The organism is Streptococcus sp. HMSC034E03 (assembly GCF_001811505.1).
Taxonomy (GTDB): domain Bacteria; phylum Bacillota; class Bacilli; order Lactobacillales; family Streptococcaceae; genus Streptococcus.
The window spans coordinates 44,331-63,984 of the sequence record NZ_KV804965.1; the positions used below are offsets into that span (position 1 = coordinate 44,331).

The following is a 19,654-nucleotide window of genomic DNA, read 5'->3' on the forward strand; positions in this document are numbered from 1 at the left end:
CTTCCTCTACCAATTGATTTAAAATATCTATAAATAGGCTTATTTTCACAAAAAGCGATAGACCATAAATCAATAACCCAAGTCTGAATTTCCTATATTCAGCCCCGAAAGACTTCAATCATTCAGTTGTTTGTAAAAAAATATGTATTGAAAAATTAAAGTTTCATCATAAGAGATTTGAGAGTTTAAAACCAATAAAAAGTTTGATCAACTACAGCGCCAAAGATACAATGATCAAAAAAAGGTCGGGATTTTTTATCCCGACATCTTTATTCTGATAGATGTTTCTTAACTTCTTGTGCTTCCTTATGATTTTCATACAGTCGCGCTAAGAATTTAGCAATCTCTTTTAAAATGGAATAGGTTGGAACAGCAACAATCATCCCAATCACACCATAAATATTACTTGATAATAAAAGCAAGACTAAAATAGTAATCGGGTGAACCTTCATAACCCCACCCACAATACGTGGATATAAAATATTTCCATCAACTTGCTGAATAATCAACATATAAATGACAGCAATAATCATTTTATGAGGATCGGTGAAGAGATTTGAGATGATCATTGGAATCAAGCCAATGCTTGGTCCTACATACGGAATCAAATTAGCCAATCCAGAAAAAATGGCGAAGACCAAGGCATATCTTAGACCAATCACACTATAACCGATAAAAGCTAAACATCCAATAATAACTGCATCTATAGACACTCCACTAATGTAACGAGAAATAGTTGTATTTAGGTTTGTCAATAAACCAGATATGTTCAATTTATCTCGTTTTAATATAGTTCTTTCTAGCATGGGTAAAAATTTATGCCCATCAAGTAATAAGTAAATCAAGAAAACTGGTGTCATGATGATAATCAATACAGTGCTTACGAGTGCAGATAGAACACTTCCAACACTATTTGTCACACTGTTCAAGATATTTTGCAAAATATCAACATAAGAGAGGTTCAGTTGCTGAATAGTTTGTTGGATATCTAGATTTTGCTGGGCTGGATGTTTTGATAACTCAATGACTAAATCTTGAAGACGACCGTAAATGTTTTGACTCGAGTAAATTAAGCTACTTAACTGATTAATCAAAATCGGCAGCAGATAAACAAAACTAAGTACGAGTGCACAAACTAAGGCACAAAGGGTTAACAAAATCCCAATGATTCGATTGATTTTACATTCCTTCTCTAAAAAGATAACAATTGGGTTGGTTAGATAATACAAAAATCCTCCCAGTAAAAAAGGAATCATGATTGTATTTGCAACACTGACAAAGGGTGTAATAATAGCACCCATTTCTTTCCATAGATAGAAAATTAAGGTTATTAGTAGAATTTCAGTTGTCCAGAAGAATAGTTTGTTTCTCCGAAACATAGGCCACCTCCTCTTTTCCCTATTTTACCATATTTCAAAAAAGATTGATAGCCTTCATCATAAAAACAAGAATATTTTTTGTCTTTATGATAGAATAAAGTTACTATGAAGAAATTATTTTTAACATTAATCACGCTTATTTCATTTGGTTCTGCTACTACTGTTTTTGCTCAGGATTTTGATGTCGCAGCAAAACATGCCATCGCTGTTGAGGCTAACAGTGGTAAGATTTTGTATGAAAAAGATGCGACCCAACCGGTTGAAATTGCCTCTATCAGTAAACTACTTACCGTTTACCTAGTATATGAAGCTCTAGAGCAAGGCAAAATCACTCTTTCTACTCCTGTAGAAATCTCAGATTATCCTTACCAGCTCACTACTAATTCTGAAGCGAGTAACGTTCCTATGGAAGCTCGTAACTACACAGTTGAGGAATTGCTAGAAGCTACTCTGGTATCCAGTGCTAACAGTGCAGCCATTGCCCTAGCTGAAAAAATTGCTGGCTCTGAAAAAGACTTCGTTGATATGATGAAGGCCAAACTACTGGAATGGGGGATTCAAGATGCTACCCTCGTCAATACAACTGGTCTTAACAATGAAACTCTTGGGAATAATATCTATCCTGGTTCTAAGAAAGATGATGAAAATAAATTGAGCGCTTATGATGTTGCTGTCGTTGCTCGCAACCTCATCCTCAAGTATCCTCAGGTCTTAGAAATCACCAAGAAACCTTCTTCGACTTTCGCTGGTATGACCATTAATTCTACTAACTATATGTTGGAGGGAATGCCTGCCTATCGTGGGGGTGTTGATGGACTTAAAACTGGTACGACTGATAAGGCTGGAGCATCCTTTGTAGGTACTACAGTCGAAAAAGGAATGCGTATCATTACTGTTGTTTTAAATGCTGACAACCAAGATACCAATCCATATGCACGCTTTACAGCTACTTCTTCTCTCTTAGATTATATTTCCTCTACCTTTGCTCTCCAGACCATCGTCAAGCAGGGTGAAAGTTATGAGGATAGTAAAAGTCCTGTTTTAGATGGAAAAGATGACACAGTCACAGCGGTCGCAAAAGAAGATATCAAAATTGTTCAACGTTTGGGCAGTCGAGCTCAATCAACTATTACCTATACTGCTGATACTACTGAACATACTGCACCACTTGAAGCAGGAACAGTTGTTGGCCATCTCACTTATGAAGATAAAGATCTAGTCGGGCAAGGTTACATCACTACTGACAAACCTAACTTTGAAATGGTTGCAGAAAAAAATGTTGACAAAGCCTTTTTCTTAAAAGTTTGGTGGAATCGATTTGTTCGATTTGTAAACGAAAAGTTATAAAAAAATCGCGAAATTCGCGATTTTTTCTTTATTCATTTTCAGCTAGAGTTGAATGTTTATAGCCATAAGTAAAGTAGATAAGAATTCCAATTAACAAGGCAATTCCAAATGCCATCCATGTTTCAAGGGTATACTGAAGCATAAATGAAAGGCAGATTAGAATAGACAAGATTGGTAAAAAAGGAACCAGGGGAGTTTTGAACTCGCCCTCTTTTGGCATACCCTTATCTTTTCTCAATTTGATGATCCCATAGGCTAGGAGAATAAGATAGGCTAAGGTGCAGATATTGAGAAAGGCTGCAATACTTGCAAGTGGGAAGATCCCAGCTGCAATTGCTGAAACAACACCAGTTAAGATAGTTGCATTCTTTGGAACGCGACTAGTCTTGGTCACTTCTTTAAAACTTTGAGGCAAGAGTCCATCACGGGCTAAACTATAGATCATTCGTGACAAGGCGTAGGTCATTGAAATACATACCGTAATCAAGGTAAAAATCGCAACAAGTGAAACATAGTTAGCTGCCCAACCAATACCGATATTTCTCAAAGCGAAGGCTACTGCATCATCTACATTGAGGTTGCTATAATGAACAATCCCTGTCAATACTAGAGTGACTAGTGCATAAAGTATAGTTACAATAGTTAAGGATAAAACAATTCCACGCGGTACATTCTTCTGGGGGCTTTGAATTTCATCAACTGCCATTGAAATGGATTCAAACCCTAAAAACCCAAAGAACATGAGTGAAGCTCCTGCCATAATCCCAGTGCTTCCACCATAAATCTGACCAAAGCCAAATGGTGCAAAGTCTGCCCAATTTTCAGGTTTAATGTACCAGATTCCAACTAAGATGAATAGTGCAAGAGCAGAGAATTTTAAAACTACTAAAATGGAATTAAATCGAAGCGCAGCCTTCGAATTCAATAAGACCAGTCCCGTAACGAGGACGAGAACTAGAATTGGCAGGAGGTCAAGATAGGTCCCTTGCTCTGGATTAAAGGTCCCATTTAATGCTTGCGGCATTGAGATTCCATAGTTACTAAGCAAACCTTTAAAATAGGCCGCCCAACCTGAAGCGACGCCAGAAACAGCTGTCATAAATTCCATGATAGTCAGCCAACCTGCAATCCAGGCTGGAAATTCACCCAAAATTGCATATAAATAACTATATGCTCCACCCGTTGCAGGAACACGAGAAGCAAATTCTGCAAAAAAGAGTGCAGATAAGGACACGCAGATAGCAGAAATTACAATCGATACCACAAGGGCAGGTCCTGCTAATGTTGCTGCAGCAGTCCCTGTAATGGTAAAAATACCTGTTCCCACCATAGCACCAATTCCCAAGAGAATTAAGTCCCATAGTTTTAAATGGCGATGCATTTCTGTCTTACCTAGACTAACGTCTTTGGTTCTAAAAATATTCATCATTCATCTCCCACTTTATGTGATTGTATTATTTTACCATACAAAAGACTTTTTGTGAATATTTATTAGCATCTTTCATCAAAAAAACTGAGAGTGGGACAGAAATCGGTAATTCGTTAGAATTCGATTTCGTCGTCCCACCTCCGCACAGTTGAGTAGGGCTGTAAAAGCTGATGAAATCAGCGTAGTAGAGCCCACTCAGCCACTGCGTCTTGATCGACAATCCAAAGACAATTGAGAGGCTAGGACTTTTGTCCCAGCCTCAGTTTCTGTTCATAAAGTTTATCCGACTGATCCTTCCATCTCATAGCTAATCAAGCGGTTAAGCTCAACTGCGTATTCCATTGGAAGTTCTTTGGTGAAGGGTTCTACAAATCCCATAACGATCATCTCAGTAGCTTCAGATTCTGACAAACCACGACTCATGAGGTAGTATAGTTGTTCTTCTGAAATCTTAGAAACCTTAGCTTCGTGCTCCAATGCAACTTGCGAGTTGTGAATTTCATTAAACGGAATAGTATCTGATGCTGACAAGTCATCCATGATAATGGTATCACACTCGATGTGAGAAACAGATTTCTTAGAGTTCTTGTTGAAAGTCACTTGTCCACGGTAGTCAACCTTTCCTCCACCTTTAGCGATGGATTTAGAGACGATTGACGAACTTGTATGTGGTGCATTGTGGATCATCTTGGCACCCGTATCTTGGTGTTGCCCTTCATTGGCAAAGGCAATCGAAAGCATAGTTCCACGCGCCCCTTCTCCATCAAGGTAAACAGATGGGTACTTCATGGTTGTTTTGGCACCCAAGTTTCCGTCGATCCACTCAACTGTCGCATCTTTCAAGGCTTTGGCACGTTTTGTTACCAAGTTATAAACGTTATCAGACCAGTTTTGGATGGTTGTATAACGCATGTAAGCTCCGTCCAAAGCAAAGATTTCTACAATGGCAGCATGCAAACTGTTACTTGAATAAGTTGGCGCTGTACATCCTTCAACATAGTGAACACTTGCTCCTTCATCAACGATAATCAAGGTACGTTCAAACTGACCAGTATTTTCGTTGTTGATACGGAAGTAAGTTTGAAGTGGAATATCTACCTTGACACCTTTTGGTACGTAAATAAAGGTTCCACCTGACCATACTGCTGAGTTGAGGGCAGCCAGCTTGTTATCAGTCGGCGGTACTAACTTCGCAAAGTATTGTTTAAACAAGTCTGGGTACTCTTTGAGGGCAGAATCTGTATCTGTAAAGATAATTCCTAACTTCTCAAATTCTTCTTTCATGTTATGGTAAACCACTTCTGACTCATACTGGGCAGAAGCTCCAGCAAGATAGGCACGCTCAGCTTCAGGAATCCCAATACGTTCAAAGGTTTCTTTGATTTTTTCAGGAACCTCATCCCATGAACGAGCTGGTTTATCAGATGGTTTTTGGTAGTAGATCAAGTCATCAAAGTCAATCTCTGACAAGTCTGCTCCCCAAGTTTGCATGGGCATTTTTTTGAAGGTTTCATAAGACTTCAAACGGAATTCTAACATCCACTCAGGTTCTCCCTTAGCAGCTGATAATTCGCGAATGACTTCTTCGTTCAATCCTTTTCCTGTCGATAGGACAGGCTCTACATCATCATGGAAACCAAATTTATATTCACCAAGATCAATTGGTTTTGGTTCTACTCTTTCTTCAGCCATAATATCCTTTCTTTCATTCTTCATTACTTATGATTAATAAAACAAAGAAACTTGTCTTACTAATTTTCTTGATTTTCAATTGTTTTCTTCAAGGCGTTCCAAGCTAGGGTTGCACACTTGATCCGTTGAGGGAATTTGGCAACACCTGATAAGAAGGCTGCGTCTCCAAGACTATCTTGTCTGTCATCTTTTTGCCCTTGAACCATTTCAGAAAAAATAGTCGCAAGTTCTAAGATTTCTTGCTTGGTCTTACCCAAAACGGCATCTGTCATCATGCTCGCAGAGGCAGTCGAGATGGTACAACCTGAGTTTAGAAAAGCGATATCTTCTAATCGATTCTCTGCATCAAACTTGACAGAGAGATTGATAACATCTCCACAGGTCGGATTGTTGAGGCTGATTTGCTCAGCGTCTTCTAACTTCCCTTGGTGATGTGGATTTTTCGAATGGTCCGCTACCACTGCCATATAAAGGCTATCTAGTTTAGAAAGTGCCATTGAAAAACTCCTTTGTCTTTTGTAAGGCATCGACTAGCTTGTCGCAATCTGCCTTGGTATTGTAGATATAAAAACTTGCACGAGCTGTCGCTGGAACATCCAAATACTGGAGCAAGGGTTGAGCGCAATGGTGACCTGCTCGAACAGCCACTCCTTCATAATCCAAAGCAGTCGCAAGGTCGTGCGGATGAAGATCACCTAGGTTAAAGGCAATGACACCTGAACGTTGAGCCAAGTCCTGCGAACCATAAATGGTCAGTCCTTCAATCGCCTGCAGTTTTGGATAGACGTATGCAATCAGTTCCTGTTCATGGGCTTCAATGGCATCCATACCAATCTTTTCTAGATAATCCACTGCTGCTGCCAGTCCGATAGCACCAGCCATATTTGGAGTTCCTGCCTCGAATTTCCAAGGCAATTCCTTCCAGCTAGCAGATTGCTCATAGACGAAATCAATCATTTCGCCGCCAAATTCTACTGGTGACATTTGTTCCAGATACTTTTCTTTACCGTAAAGAACACCGATACCAGTTGGACCCGCCATCTTGTGACCTGAAAAGGCAAAGAAGTCCACATCCAAGTCCTGAACATCGATCTTCATATGAGGCGTAGATTGAGCACCATCCACCACCATGATGGCACCAACTTGGTGGGCCAATTGAGTGATTTCTTTTATTGGATTGACCACACCAAGAACATTGGAGGCGTGAGCTAACGAAACAAACTTGACCTTGTCAGACAATTTAGCTCGCAAATCGTCCATATCCAAGGCACCGTCCTTAAGATAGACATAGACAAGCTCTGCCCCAGTCTTGCGGCAGGCTTCCTGCCAATGAATGATATTAGAATGGTGTTCCATGACGGAAATCAAGACCTGGTCTCCCTCAGTCAAGACTTCCTCAGCATAACGCGCTACCCAGTTAAGACTGGTTGTCGTTCCTCTAGTAAAGAGAACTTCCTTTGTAGACCCTGCATTGATAAACTTACGAATGGTTTCACGCGCAGCTTCATAAGATGCTGTCGCTCTCTCAGCCAAGGTATGAACGCCACGATGAACATTGGCATTGTCGTTCTCATAGTAGCGGTTAATCGTCTCCAGAACTGCTAGTGGTTTTTGTGTCGTCGCAGCATTATCCAAATAAACCAATGGTTCATCATTAACAATCTGGTCTAAAATTGGAAAATCTTTGCGAATCACTTCTACATCTAACATAGGCTACCCCTTAGCGTTTTGACAATTTTTCTTCGATAGTTGCAATCATTTCATCACGAACTTCCTTGACTGGAATCTCAACGATAACAGAGCCAAGGAAACCACGGACAACCAAACGTTCTGCAGTTGCCTTATCTAAACCACGGCTCATGAGGTAGTACATATCTTCTGGATCCACCTGACCGATAGAAGCTGCATGACCTGCAGTAACATCATTTTCATCAATCAAAAGAATTGGGTTGGCATCTGAACGTGCTTGGTCTGAAAGCATGAGAACACGACTTTCTTGTTGGGCATCTGCTCCCTTAGCACCTTTGATGATGTGGCCAATACCATTGAAAGTCAAAGTTGCTTTTTCAAGAATAACCCCATGTTGCAGGATATTTCCGATTGAGTTGCAACCATAGTTAGTTACTCGGGTATCAATCCCTTGTACCTGACGGCCACTTGAAAGAGCTACTACTTTAAGATCTGCATGGCTACCATTACCAATCAAGTCACTATCAAAATCAGCAACGACATTTCCTTCGTTCATGACACCGATTGCCCAGTCAATACTTGCATCGTTGCCTAATTTACCACGACGGCTAATGTAGGCAGTGACGTTTTCACCTAGACGGTCAATAGCCGCAAACTTCACTTGAGCTCCAGAACGCGCAATCACTTCAACAGTAATGTTTGCAGTTGCTTTAGCACTTCCTTCACCGCGTGACTCTAAACGTTCTAGATAACTAATCTTAGAGTTTTTACCAGCGATAATCATAATATGCTTGTTAAACGGCACATCGCTATCGCTGTCTTGGTAAAAAATTCCTTCGATAGGTTCTTTAATCTCAACATTATCAGGAATGTAGAGAACAGCACCACTATTGAAATAAGCTGTATGGTAGGCTGCCAACTTGTCATCGTCATACTTGACAGATGACATGAAGAATTCTTCTACGAGTTCTGGAATTTCTTCTAAAGCCGAATGGAAGTCTGTAAAGACAACACCTTGTTCAGCCAATTCAACTGGAATTTGTTCAAAAACAGTTTGGGTTCCTACTTGTACCAACTTCAAGTGATTATCTAGAGCAGTGAAATCTGGAACATTTGCTGATGGCTCACTTTCTGTAATCGTTCCATCACCCAGATTCCAACGGTGAAATTTTACACGCTCAATGACTGGTAATTCCAAACTCTCAATCTTATCAAAAGCTTTTTGACGGAGGTCTGACAACCAGCTTGGTTCAGCGTGCATTTCTGAAAAAAGTTTAATAGTTTCTTTAGTCATTTACTTCTCCTAAAAGATACGAGGGAATTACAATTCTTCCTTGTAGTCGTAGCCAAGTTCTTCAGCTAGTTTTGCGTATCCTTCACGTTCCAAACGCGCAGCCAATTCTGGACCACCAGAAAGAACAACACGACCTTCCATCATAACGTGTACCACATCTGGTGTGATATAGTTCAAAAGACGTTGGTAGTGAGTGATAATCATAGCACCAAAACCTTCACCACGCATGGCATTAACACCTTTAGATACAACTTTAAGGGCGTCAATATCAAGACCAGAGTCAATCTCATCCAAAAGGGCAAAAGTTGGTTCCAACATCAAAAGTTGAAGAATCTCATTACGTTTTTTCTCACCACCAGAGAAACCTTCGTTGAGGTAACGCTCAGCCATTTCTTCTTTCATGTTGAGCAATTCCATTTTTTCGTCTAGCTTAGTAATGAACTCGCGAACTGAAATCTTCTCATCATCTTCTTTACCAGCATTCATGGCTGCACGAAGAAACTCAGCATTGGTAATCCCAGGAATTTCTGATGGATATTGCATGGCAAGGAAAAGTCCCATACGAGCACGCTCATCCACTTCCAATTCAAGGATGTTTACACCGTCAAACAAGACTTCACCTTTAGTGACTTCATAGTTAGGGTTCCCCATAATAGCTGCTGAAAGAGTAGACTTACCGGTACCATTTGGTCCCATGATAGCTGCGATTTCGCCTGTTTTCAGGGTCAGGTTAACCCCTTTTAAAATTTCTTTTCCTTCAATCTCAACGTGAAGATCTTTGATCTCTAATACTGACATGATAGTTCCTTTCTTTTTCAAGGCCTTTACAGTACTTACTAGAAACATACTTAATTTCCCTAGAAAATACGGTAAAAGGTCAATAAATATACTTTTATAGTATAACAAAAAAAAGCCTAAAAGGCTTTGATTTTGTCTAGAAGCTGAGGGTTACTTCTTTCCTCGAAAATGGTCATCAATAGCGTTGACAATTTTACCCATAATATAGCTGACTCTAAAATTTCTTAGAATTAAAATAGCCCAAAGCAAGGCCATAATATACCGTTGCTCCATGATGGATTCATTAAGGAAATAGGTCTCAGCAGCAGTAAATAAGGCCATGATTATAAATTGTTGTCTGTTCATCGTATTATGTCACAATATCCTTTTAATCTTCTTCTATGGTCACTTTATCCGCTAGAAATTCAAATCCTTGAGGAAGGACAGATTCTTCCACTTCTTCCTTAACTGGTTGACCTTGTGACGATTTAGCCTTAGCTGAGAAATCAGCTCTAACTTCTTTCCATTCTTCCATGGAAATAGCAAGAATCTCTGGTGAAAATCCCGCTGCTTGACTAAGGATATTGCCAAACATGGTGTTGAGATTATCACGTTTCATGGTCTGCCCAGCATTGAAGTTTGATTCAAAAGCAAGAATCGCATGATGCTCATTTGCCGCAACAGGTTGAGAACCGACTAAAAGCGCCTTATCTGGACCTGACAAGCTTTCAATAACTTCTCCCCAAGCATTTTGGAGACGGATTAGATTTTGACGGGCTAAATCAGGATTTTCAACAGCTTCTTGAAGAATAGACTGAACCTTATTGCGATCTACGCGATAAATTGACTTGCTGTTAACTGGGCGACTTGGCGTTGGTGTGGTCTGTTTGGGACTTGTGTTAACATTTGCCAGAGCCTGTTTCAATCGCGCAACTTCTTCTCTAAGAGAAGATAATTCCTCAGCCACATCACCTGAAAGTCCTGGTTGGGAATCAAGTTCTGTCAAACGAATGGTCATCATTTCAGCATAAATCTTAGGCTGTAAGCTAGCCTTGATATCAGCTAAACTACTTGTTGCAATTCCAATCATCTCGAACAAAACAGCCTGTGAAAGACCTAGGTTATCCTTAAAGAGATCACTATAGTGAGTATTCTCCCCACCAGTTTGGACAATCAAAATATCTCGCAAGTATTGCAACAAATCCGTTACAAATCGTGTCATGCTTTTTCCGTTATCAAAAATCAAATTAAGATTTTCCAAAGCACGAGTCACATCCTTTTGTGCCAAGGCAGCCACATAATTATCCAAAGCACTTAGACTAATAGTTCCAGTAATTTCCTCAGAAACTGCTGTTGTTAATCTAGCATCTTGAGTCAAACTCAATGCTTGGTCTAAAATGGACAAAGCATCCCGCATACCACCTTCGGCTCGACGAGCAATAATCTCGACAGCTTCAGACTCATAATCAATCCCTTCCTTCTCTAAAATATGGAAAATGTGATCTCGAATATCCTGAGTCCTAATAGATTTGAACTCGAAGCGTTGAACACGAGACAAAATGGTTGCAGGAATCTTATGAAGCTCTGTTGTTGCTAGGATAAAAACAACATTAGGAGTTGGTTCTTCAAGAGTTTTCAAAAGGGCATTGAAGGCTCCAGTTGAAAGCATATGAACCTCATCAATGATATAGACCTTATACTGAGCTATACTTGGAGCATAGGTTGATTTATCGCGGATATCACGAATTTCATCCACTCCATTGTTAGAGGCCGCGTCCATTTCGATAACGTCTTCCAAGCTACCATTTGTAACTGCCTGACAGATGTAACAGTTATTACAAGGTTCTCCCCCTACTTGATTGGGACAGTTCATGGCCTTAGCAAAAATCTTAGCCACACTAGTCTTACCAGTTCCACGAGGACCTGAAAATAGATAGGCGTGGCTAATCTTTTCCTGCTCTACGGCTTGTTTCAGAGTTTTTGCAACAATTTCCTGGCCTACTAACTGTGAAAATGTTTGACTTCTATATTTTCGATAAAGGGCCTGATACATTACGCTTTCTCCTCAAATATTGAAAAATTCCATTCGGTTTTCTCTAACAAAATAGAAACAAACTCTTCTAGATATTTCAGATCCAAATCATCATAATCATCAACAAGAGATGAATCCAAGTCTAAAACGCCCAGAAGACGTCCCTCTTTAACCATCGGCACAACAATTTCACTACGAGCACTACTATCGCAAGAAATATAGTTTGGATAGATCTTTACATCACCAACAATAACTGTTTGAAGACTAGCCGCCGATTCTCCACAGACACCTTTTCCAAGAGCGATTCTGACACAAGAAACTCCGCCTTGAAAAGGACCCAAGATGAGTTCATTCCCATCGAATAGGTAGAAACCTGCAAAAACAGTATTGGGAAAGCTTGTTTTTAGCAGAGCACTGGCATTTGATAAATTGGCCAAAACATTGGGCTCTCCATCTAAAAGATAAGAGAGCTGTTCATTTATTGTTTGATAAAGTGATTCTTTTTCTGAATATAACATAAAACCATTATATCAAAAAATGCTAGTAGAAAAAAGAAAAATCCCTTGTTTTAAAAACAAAGGATTTTATTCAAATTTGAATGGATTAAAGTTCGATGTCTCCGAACAAGTCAGCCATTGAGAATCCTGTTTGAGTTTCAGGAAGTTCAAAATCACGTTTTTCTTGACGTTTTGGACGACGTGGACGTGGAGCACGTTTTTCTTCTTTTTGTCCTTCTTCTTGAGCTGGACGTTCTTCAAGAGCTTTGATAGAAAGTGAAACGCGTTCTGCATCAGCGTTAACTTCAAGAACTTTAACAGTAACTTCTTGACCAACTTTAAGAGCTTCTTTTGGATTTTCAATACGTTTGTGTGAAATTTGTGATACGTGAACAAGTCCATCGATACCTGGCAATACTTCAACAAATGCACCGAAGTCAGTCAAACGTTTAACTGTACCTTCTACAACATCACCTTTAGCCAATTTTTGCTCAACGCCATCCCATGGTCCAGGTGTTGTAGCTTTAAGTGAAAGTGATACACGTCCTTCTTCTTCGTTAAGATCAAGGATTTTCACTTCAACTTCTTCACCAACAGTTACAACTGATTTTGGTGAAACGTTACGTTCGTGTGACAATTCAGTCAAGTGAACCAATCCGTCAACACCACCAAGGTCGATGAAAGCACCGAAGCTTGTGATACGTGCAACTTTACCAGTTACAACATCACCAACAGCCAATTTACCGAATACTTCAGCACGAGCTGCTGCAGTTGCTGCTTCTACAACTTCACGACGTGAAAGGATGAAGCGGTTTTCTTTAGGATCAACTTCTTTGATTTTAGCATCAAACTCTTGACCTACAAAACGCTCAGTGTTACGTACAAAACGAGTGTCCAACATTGAAGCTGGGATAAATCCACGTACGCCTTCAAATTCAACTGAAAGTCCACCTTTAACAGCGCGAGTTCCTTTAACTGTAACAACTTCTTCTTCGCGCCCTACAAGTTTGTCCCATGCTTTGCGAGCTTCAAGGCGTTTTTTAGATACAAGGTATGTTACTGTATCAGTATCTTTACCAACCACTTGACGAAGTACAAGAACATCCAATACTTCACCTACTTTTACAAAGTCATTGATATCTGCATCGCGATCGTTTGTCAATTCGCGAAGAGTCAAGACACCTTCAACACCAGTTCCTGAGATTGCAACGTTAGCTTGATTAGCATCAACTGTCAATACTTCAGCACTAACAACATCACCAGGTTCAACTTGGCTAACGCTATTTAGCAAATCTTCAAATTCGTTCATCTAAAAAATCCTCCAACAATCAAGCTTTTCTTAAACTTGACATACTTATAATTTTTTCCTAAGCACCCGCAAAGACATGTTATATCGTTCACGTCCTTCAATTATAAAAATAAAATACCCTAAGATATTTTTCTTTTTATCTTGAATTTATTACCTAAGAACTGGGGTAGCTGGATTCGAACCAACGCATGAGGGAGTCAAAGTCCCTTGCCTTACCGCTTGGCTATACCCCAAAAGTGAAATGGAGAGAGAGGGATTCGAACCCCCGAACCCGAAGGAGCGGATTTACAGTCCGCCGCGTTTAGCCTCTTCGCTATCTCTCCAATGTTCAACAAAAACTATTATATCATGAAAATTTACAAAAAACAAGCTTTATTTTGCTAAATTATAGTTTTCAATCAAAATTTCCACAGCTTTTTCAAGTTTTTTATAAAAACTATCGACATTTCCATTCTTTATGATTGCGAATTGTCCATCTAATTCGGCAATTTCTCCGATAACTTTTTTACCGATAGTCAATGTATAACCTTCAAAACTGTCTTTTCCTACATTGACTTTGGCATCTGCTACTTGAATTTCAATTTTTTTATCTTTTTTACTCATACGATACCTCTTTTCACTCTTCCTATTGTACAAGAAATTTAAAAAACTGGCAAGAAAAAACTCTTTATCAAGCTAATCTTGGTAAAGAGTTCCTAGAATCGTCTAGAGAAATTTTTTCCTTGAATTTTAGTCAATTAATGGGTCGCTCCACCAACTATTTTCAAGTCCTTATCTTTATATTCTACGATAGCACCAATCGCAGCTTCGATACCTCTGACGATATCAGTTAAATTCATAGATGCTGTATTAGGTTTATTGATCACCTGTTCTGTCATATAGGGAATATGCATAAAGCCTGCTCTCATATTTGGAAACTTTTTATCCGCTAAATAGAGAGCCTGATACATCAGATGATTGCAAACAAAGGTTCCCGCTGTATTGGAAACTGTAGCTGGTAGCCCTTCCTCTTTTATGGCTTGTACCATTGCTTTAATAGGTAGTGTGCTAAAATAGGCTGCTTGACCGTCCAGGCGTATAGGAGTGTCAATCGGCTGATTCCCTTGGTTATCTGGAATTCTTGCATCATCTTGATTGATGGCAACTCGTTCAGGAGTTAAACTCGCTCTACCTCCTGCTTGTCCGATGCAGAGTACCACATCTGGTTGATAACGGACAATTTCTGCTTCTAAAACCTCTGCTGATTGATAAAAGACTGTTGGAATCTCTACCCAGCGTATCTCCGCTCCATGAATTACAGACGGTAATGATTTAACTGCTTCCAGAGCTGGATTGACCTTTTCACCACCGAAAGGATCAAAACCTGTAACTAATATTTTCATTTTATTTCCTTTGCTAAAATGCCAAAAAGTACATCAAAAATATATGTAGGATAATCATGATAACAGCTACTCCTACTTGCGCTTTGATAACCCCATTTGGATCTTTCATATCCAGGAGAGCTGCCGGTAAAGCATTAAAGTTAGCCGCCATTGGAGTTAATAAGGTTCCACAGCAACCTGCCGTCATTGCTAGAGCTGCAGCCATGATTGGATCAGCTCCCAAAGCAAATACAAAGGGGACACCAATTCCAGCAGTAATAACAGTAAAGGCAGCAAATGCATTTCCCATTATCATGGAAAATAGAACCATCCCAAGGACATAAGCTACCACACCCATAAAACGACTGCCAGAAGGCACTAGACCGCTTATCCAGTGAGAAATCAGGTCTCCAACTCCTGCTACGGTAAATATTGCCCCTAAAGCACCTAAAAGTTGAGGCACAATCCCACTGGTTGAAACTTGTTGCACCATGCGATTGTTTTCTGCTAACAAACTTCTAGGAGAACTCTTAGTAATCAATAAAAGAGAGATGGTTGCGAAAAATGCAGCAAGACTGATAGCAATCTTACTAAACTCAGGGATCATTTTTGCTAATACCAAAGCAATCAAAGCCATTAACATGACTGGAATAAAAATTCTATTCTTTAGTCGTTTAGCTTCAATATTTGCCTTGACTTCATCCAGAGACGGTAAGGTGCCGATACGAACCTGTTTAAAGAGAGTTAGCAGGGCTAATAGCACTACGATAACTCCAATACAGACAGAAGGTAGATAGGAACCACCGATAAAACTGATGCCCAATAAAGCCCAAAACCCAGCCGTTCCAAAGCGAACTGGGTTTGTTTTATCTTTATAGCTACAATAAGCTGTATGAAGGAATTGACAACCAATCACAATATAGGTCAACTCTAATAACTGTCTTGCTAGATTGGTCATTCTTCTTTCCCTTTACTAACCTTATTTACTAGCAGTTTTCTATCAAACAGGTAATTGTAAATCCCAACTATAAATAGGGCAATTCCTGCAACTATAAGCGAAGCTGAAGCAATTCCTGCATAATTACTTTCGTAACCTAATTGGTCCAGTGTGCCCCCTATCAAGAGGACACCACCTGCACCAACGAAAGTGTTTTGAGCAAAGAAATTTGCGAAATTATCATTTGCTGCTGCACGCGCTTTTAGCGCTTCGCTCTCCTGCTCCGTTAATTTTCTACCTAATTGAGACTCTGCTGCTGCTTGTCCCATGGGTTGAACCAAAGGCCTTACAAACTGCGGATGTCCTCCAAGACGAATGGCAAAGAAACCATCGAGTTCCCGAAAAAAGAAATACACTGTATAAAAACTTCCAACTGTTAGTCCCTTTATCTTTTGAATCAAGTCAATCGAACGTTGCTTGAGGCCAAAAGTTTCAGATAAACCTACCAGCGGCAAGGTTACCATAAAAATCGTCAGAACTCGTTGATTACTAAATTCTTTTCCCAAAATTTCCAAGAACTCAACAAGAGAAACTCCAGAAACTAGAGCGGTAACTAAACTAGCTAAGACTACCGTTGCAATGGTATCTAATTTATAGATAAAACCAATCACAATGATAACTATCCCTATTAGTTTAATCCATTCCATATAGGCCCCTTTATTCCAAAAGTACTAGTCTGTTTTATTTGACATGACTTTCTAATTCTTTTTGGTATTTATTGTTTGATTCCAATTTTTCTTTTTGCCATTTTTCAAGAGCTGCTTGGTATTCTTTAGCAGATACAATCTCTTTTTGCAATTTCATTCCCTTGAAGATGTATGGATCACCCTTAATACCAACTTGTGAGTATGGTTTAGAGAAAGGAACAATATTGCTGACAACTGGTGAACCACCTGATGAAGCTGTTGGCATCAAGAGAGAACTATCAGTGAGCCATGCTTGCGCTTTAGCATATTTTTCATATCTCTTATCCAAGTCATTTGTCTCAGAAACTGCATCATCCAAGAGTTTCTTATATTCGTCCAAACCTAGTTGAGCTACTACTTCCTTGTCTTTTCCTTTCGTAATACCAAGGTGTTTCATAGCAGAACCGGTCTTAGGATCCATGATATTGAGATAACTTGCTGGATCTTGGTAGCTTGGAGCCCATCCAGTACTGTTCAAGTCATAGTCTTTTTGAGCAGGAACACGTGCTTGAGATGTAATGCTTTCCTTCTCGTTATCAGTCATCTGAAGGACATCGATCACGACATTTTCAGAACCAAGAGTTGACTCGATTGATTGTTTGAAGGAATTGCTTTGTTGAACGGCAATGGTATCTGTTTGTTCAACTGGGACATCCAAGTGAATTGGGAAGGTTACACCTTTTGCTTCCAATTCTTTCTTAGCTTTTTCAAATGAAGCTTTGGCTTTGTCAGGATTGTAGATGGTATCTTTTCCGTCAACGAGCTCAACACCTTTCCATTGGTCTCCATAGTTGACCAATTCTTTTTGAGCGATATCACCAAAGTTTTTACCACCAGATTGTACAAAGTTATCTGGTACTAAGCTATTACGAATAATCTTATCCGCACCATCTTCACCATTGAGCTGGGCAGCATAAGAATGACGGTTGAAGGCAAAGTTGATTGCTTGACGGAAGTCCTTGTTCAACATTGCTTCTTTTGTAGAAGTTTTCTGTTCTTCACTTGTTTTCGCTGTCTTATTGAAAGATTGACGGTTTACGTTAAAGGTAAAGTAGTAACTAGTTGAATCCTGTGGGCTGTAAGTAATTTTATCTCCGTATTGTTCCAAAGTTGAGGCAAAGTTTGAGCTACTTGGGAAGAGGCGAGCTGTTGTGTAAACACCTGAAGAGAAGCTACGGATCAAGGATTCTTGGTCTGAACCATCATAGTAAGTTAATTTAACTTTCTCGATTTTAACCTTCTCTTTATCCCAATAATTTGGGTTCTTTTCATATTCGATTAAAGATTTTGAAGTCAATGTCTTCAAGATATATGGACCGTTATAAAGAATACCAGCTGGGCTGACCGTTCCGTAATTCTTACCTGATGCTTTGAGGAATTCTTCATTTACTGGTAACATAGTTGCTGAAGTTACTTTTGAATTCCAGAAAGTTTCAGGTGCATTTAGAGTGTACTCAACAGTATAGTCATCTACTGCCTTAACACCGACTGTAGAGAAATCATTAGTCTCACCAGTCATATATTCATTCAAGCCCTTGATTGAGTTTTGAATAAGAGTGACACCGTCTGATTTGCCATCTGCTACGTGTTTCAACCCTGTAACAAAGTCATGCGCAGTAACTTCAGCGTATTCTTCACCTTCTGAAGTATACCATTTAACCCCTTTACGAAGTTTATAAGTATAAGTCAAACCGTCTTGTGAGACACTCCAATCCTCAGCAAGGGAAGGAATCAAATTCCCATATTCATCGTTTTCCAACAAACCATCAACGACGTTACCGATGATATCAGTTGTTGAAGTACGAGTTGCGATACTGTAGTCCAAAGATGATGGGTCTACTCCATAGACATAAGAGAAAGTTGTAGGCGCATCTGCTTCCTTGTCAGCTTTCCCACAAGCTACAAGAAGAACTGCTGTACTCAGGACCACTCCTGCTGTTAACATCCACTTTTTCGTTTTCATAAAGAACTCCTTTAATATTTTTTAATCTACTTTTACAATCCAACCTTCTGGTGCTTCAATATCACCAAATTGGATACCTGTCAATTCATCGTATAGTTTACGAGTTACTGGACCAACCTCTGTTTCACTGTAGAACACATGGAAGTCATCACCGTGTTGGATTCCCCCAATAGGTGAGATAACTGCCGCAGTACCGCAGGCACCTGCTTCTACAAATCGATCCAGACTATCAATTGGTACATCCCCCTCAACAGGTTTCAAGCCCAAACGATGCTCTGCCAAGTAAAGCAATGAGTACTTGGTAATGGATGGCAAGATTGATGGGCTCAATGGCGTTACAAACTCATTATCAGCTGTAATCCCAAAGAAGTTTGCTGAACCGACTTCTTCAATCTTAGTGTGTGTTGATGGGTCAAGATAAATAACATCTGAGAAATGACGGGATTTAGCCATTTTTCCTGGCAAAAGACTAGCTGCATAGTTCCCACCGACCTTGGCAGCCCCTGTTCCATTTGGTGCAGCACGGTCATACTCATCTTGAATCAAGAAGTTTGTTGGAACCAATCCACCCTTAAAGTAATTTCCAACTGGCATCGCAAAGATGGTAAAAATATACTCCTCAGCTGGTTTTACCCCAATGATATCTCCAACACCAATCAAGAGTGGACGGAGGTAAAGGGTTCCACCTGTCCCATAAGGCGGTACGTATTCTTCATTGGCACGAACAACTGCTTTACACGCCTCTACAAACATTTCTGTTGGAACTTGAGGCATCAAAAGACGATCACAGGTACGTTGCAGACGTTTAGCATTTTCATCTGGACGGAAGAGTTGTACGCTGCCATCCTTTGTACGATAGGCTTTCAATCCTTCAAATGCTTGTTGTCCATAGTGAAGGCTTGGAGATGATTCTGAAATATGCAAGGTTGCATCTTCTGTTAGTTCCCCTTGTGTCCATTGTCCATCTTTAAAATAAGCGATATAACGATAAGGTAGTTTCATATAGGAAAAACCGAGATTTTCCCAATCAATCGTAACTGTCATGACAATCTCCTTTATTCTAATCAGGCTTTGTGTTCTATTCTACACTATTCTCCTAAAAATTCAAGTATTATTTGTAATTTTCTGAAAATTTTACTTATAAAAAATCAGTCACTAGGACCGATTTTTAATGGCTCTATAATATTTGTAGTGGGTAAATC

At 39.6% G+C, this 19,654-nt stretch carries 18 protein-coding genes and 2 tRNA genes; 1 reads left to right on the forward strand and 19 read right to left on the reverse strand.

Going from position 1 to position 19,654, the window contains the following annotated elements:
- Positions 1-269: 269 nt before the first annotated feature.
- Positions 270-1,379 (reverse strand): AI-2E family transporter, encoded by a 1,110-nt coding sequence (locus tag HMPREF2805_RS02535; protein WP_075231255.1) that lies wholly within the window; start codon positions 1,377-1,379, stop codon positions 270-272.
- 105 nt (positions 1,380-1,484) lie between these two features.
- Here HMPREF2805_RS02535 and pbp3 point away from each other — a divergent pair, with 105 nt between their 5' ends.
- The gene (pbp3, locus tag HMPREF2805_RS02540; RefSeq protein ID WP_075231256.1) at positions 1,485-2,726 is read left to right on the forward strand and encodes a D-alanyl-D-alanine carboxypeptidase PBP3; all 1,242 of its coding nucleotides are present in this window, start codon (positions 1,485-1,487) and stop codon (positions 2,724-2,726) included.
- Positions 2,727-2,754: 28 nt separating this feature from the next.
- On the opposite strand, the gene HMPREF2805_RS02545 is transcribed toward pbp3, so the two are convergent.
- The 18 genes from HMPREF2805_RS02545 to HMPREF2805_RS02630 form a co-directional block, all read right to left on the reverse strand.
- Entirely contained in the window at positions 2,755-4,152 is a 1,398-nt protein-coding gene (locus tag HMPREF2805_RS02545; protein WP_075231257.1) for an APC family permease, read from the reverse strand.
- A 282-nt stretch (positions 4,153-4,434) separates the two neighbouring features.
- Positions 4,435-5,847, reverse strand: coding sequence for a Fe-S cluster assembly protein SufB (gene sufB / locus HMPREF2805_RS02550; RefSeq protein WP_075231258.1), 1,413 nt, complete (start codon positions 5,845-5,847; stop codon positions 4,435-4,437).
- Positions 5,848-5,906: 59 nt separating this feature from the next.
- Positions 5,907-6,344: a Fe-S cluster assembly sulfur transfer protein SufU gene (sufU, locus tag HMPREF2805_RS02555; protein WP_061864082.1), complete on the reverse strand. Its 438-nt coding sequence runs from the start codon at positions 6,342-6,344 to the stop codon at positions 5,907-5,909.
- Positions 6,331-7,557 carry a cysteine desulfurase gene (locus tag HMPREF2805_RS02560; protein WP_075231259.1) on the reverse strand — a complete coding sequence of 409 codons (1,227 nt, stop codon included), beginning with the start codon at positions 7,555-7,557 and terminating at the stop codon, positions 6,331-6,333. Before HMPREF2805_RS02560 ends, sufU begins: the two co-directional genes overlap by 14 nt.
- 10 nt (positions 7,558-7,567) lie before the next feature.
- Positions 7,568-8,830 carry a Fe-S cluster assembly protein SufD gene (sufD, locus tag HMPREF2805_RS02565; RefSeq protein WP_075231260.1) on the reverse strand — a complete coding sequence of 421 codons (1,263 nt, stop codon included), beginning with the start codon at positions 8,828-8,830 and terminating at the stop codon, positions 7,568-7,570.
- Between the two features lie 27 nt (positions 8,831-8,857).
- The gene (sufC, locus tag HMPREF2805_RS02570; protein ID WP_000114489.1) at positions 8,858-9,628 is read right to left on the reverse strand and encodes a Fe-S cluster assembly ATPase SufC; all 771 of its coding nucleotides are present in this window, start codon (positions 9,626-9,628) and stop codon (positions 8,858-8,860) included.
- 150 nt (positions 9,629-9,778) lie between these two features.
- Positions 9,779-9,973, reverse strand: a complete 195-nt coding sequence (locus HMPREF2805_RS02575; protein WP_049503772.1) for a DUF3272 family protein — start codon at positions 9,971-9,973, stop codon at positions 9,779-9,781.
- A 22-nt stretch (positions 9,974-9,995) separates the two neighbouring features.
- Positions 9,996-11,660: a DNA polymerase III subunit gamma/tau gene (gene dnaX / locus HMPREF2805_RS02580; RefSeq protein WP_075231261.1), complete on the reverse strand. Its 1,665-nt coding sequence runs from the start codon at positions 11,658-11,660 to the stop codon at positions 9,996-9,998.
- Positions 11,660-12,157 carry a GAF domain-containing protein gene (locus HMPREF2805_RS02585; protein WP_075231262.1) on the reverse strand — a complete coding sequence of 166 codons (498 nt, stop codon included), beginning with the start codon at positions 12,155-12,157 and terminating at the stop codon, positions 11,660-11,662. Before HMPREF2805_RS02585 ends, dnaX begins: the two co-directional genes overlap by 1 nt.
- Before the next feature lie 85 nt (positions 12,158-12,242).
- Complete coding sequence (gene rpsA, locus HMPREF2805_RS02590) at positions 12,243-13,445, reverse strand: 30S ribosomal protein S1 (protein ID WP_075231263.1); 1,203 nt, start codon at positions 13,443-13,445, stop codon at positions 12,243-12,245.
- Between the two features lie 161 nt (positions 13,446-13,606).
- Positions 13,607-13,678: transfer RNA gene (locus tag HMPREF2805_RS02595), tRNA-Gln, on the reverse strand.
- A 9-nt stretch (positions 13,679-13,687) separates the two neighbouring features.
- Positions 13,688-13,768, reverse strand: a tRNA-Tyr gene (locus tag HMPREF2805_RS02600).
- A 49-nt stretch (positions 13,769-13,817) separates the two neighbouring features.
- Positions 13,818-14,048, reverse strand: a complete 231-nt coding sequence (locus HMPREF2805_RS02605) for a DUF2969 domain-containing protein (RefSeq protein WP_000037113.1) — start codon at positions 14,046-14,048, stop codon at positions 13,818-13,820.
- Between the two features lie 134 nt (positions 14,049-14,182).
- A complete protein-coding gene (gene pcp / locus HMPREF2805_RS02610; protein WP_075231264.1) occupies positions 14,183-14,827 on the reverse strand; it encodes a pyroglutamyl-peptidase I in 645 nt (214 codons plus the stop codon).
- 13 nt (positions 14,828-14,840) lie between these two features.
- The gene (locus HMPREF2805_RS02615) at positions 14,841-15,764 is read right to left on the reverse strand and encodes a DUF979 domain-containing protein (RefSeq protein ID WP_075231265.1); all 924 of its coding nucleotides are present in this window, start codon (positions 15,762-15,764) and stop codon (positions 14,841-14,843) included.
- On the reverse strand, positions 15,761-16,450 hold the full coding sequence (locus tag HMPREF2805_RS02620; protein ID WP_075231266.1) for a DUF969 domain-containing protein: 690 nt from the start codon (positions 16,448-16,450) through the stop codon (positions 15,761-15,763). The genes HMPREF2805_RS02615 and HMPREF2805_RS02620 overlap by 4 nt, the downstream gene beginning before the upstream one ends.
- Before the next feature lie 34 nt (positions 16,451-16,484).
- Positions 16,485-18,452: a peptide ABC transporter substrate-binding protein gene (locus HMPREF2805_RS02625; protein ID WP_075231267.1), complete on the reverse strand. Its 1,968-nt coding sequence runs from the start codon at positions 18,450-18,452 to the stop codon at positions 16,485-16,487.
- 21 nt (positions 18,453-18,473) lie between these two features.
- On the reverse strand, positions 18,474-19,496 hold the full coding sequence (locus tag HMPREF2805_RS02630; RefSeq protein WP_016465685.1) for a branched-chain amino acid aminotransferase: 1,023 nt from the start codon (positions 19,494-19,496) through the stop codon (positions 18,474-18,476).
- Positions 19,497-19,654: the final 158 nt, after the last annotated feature.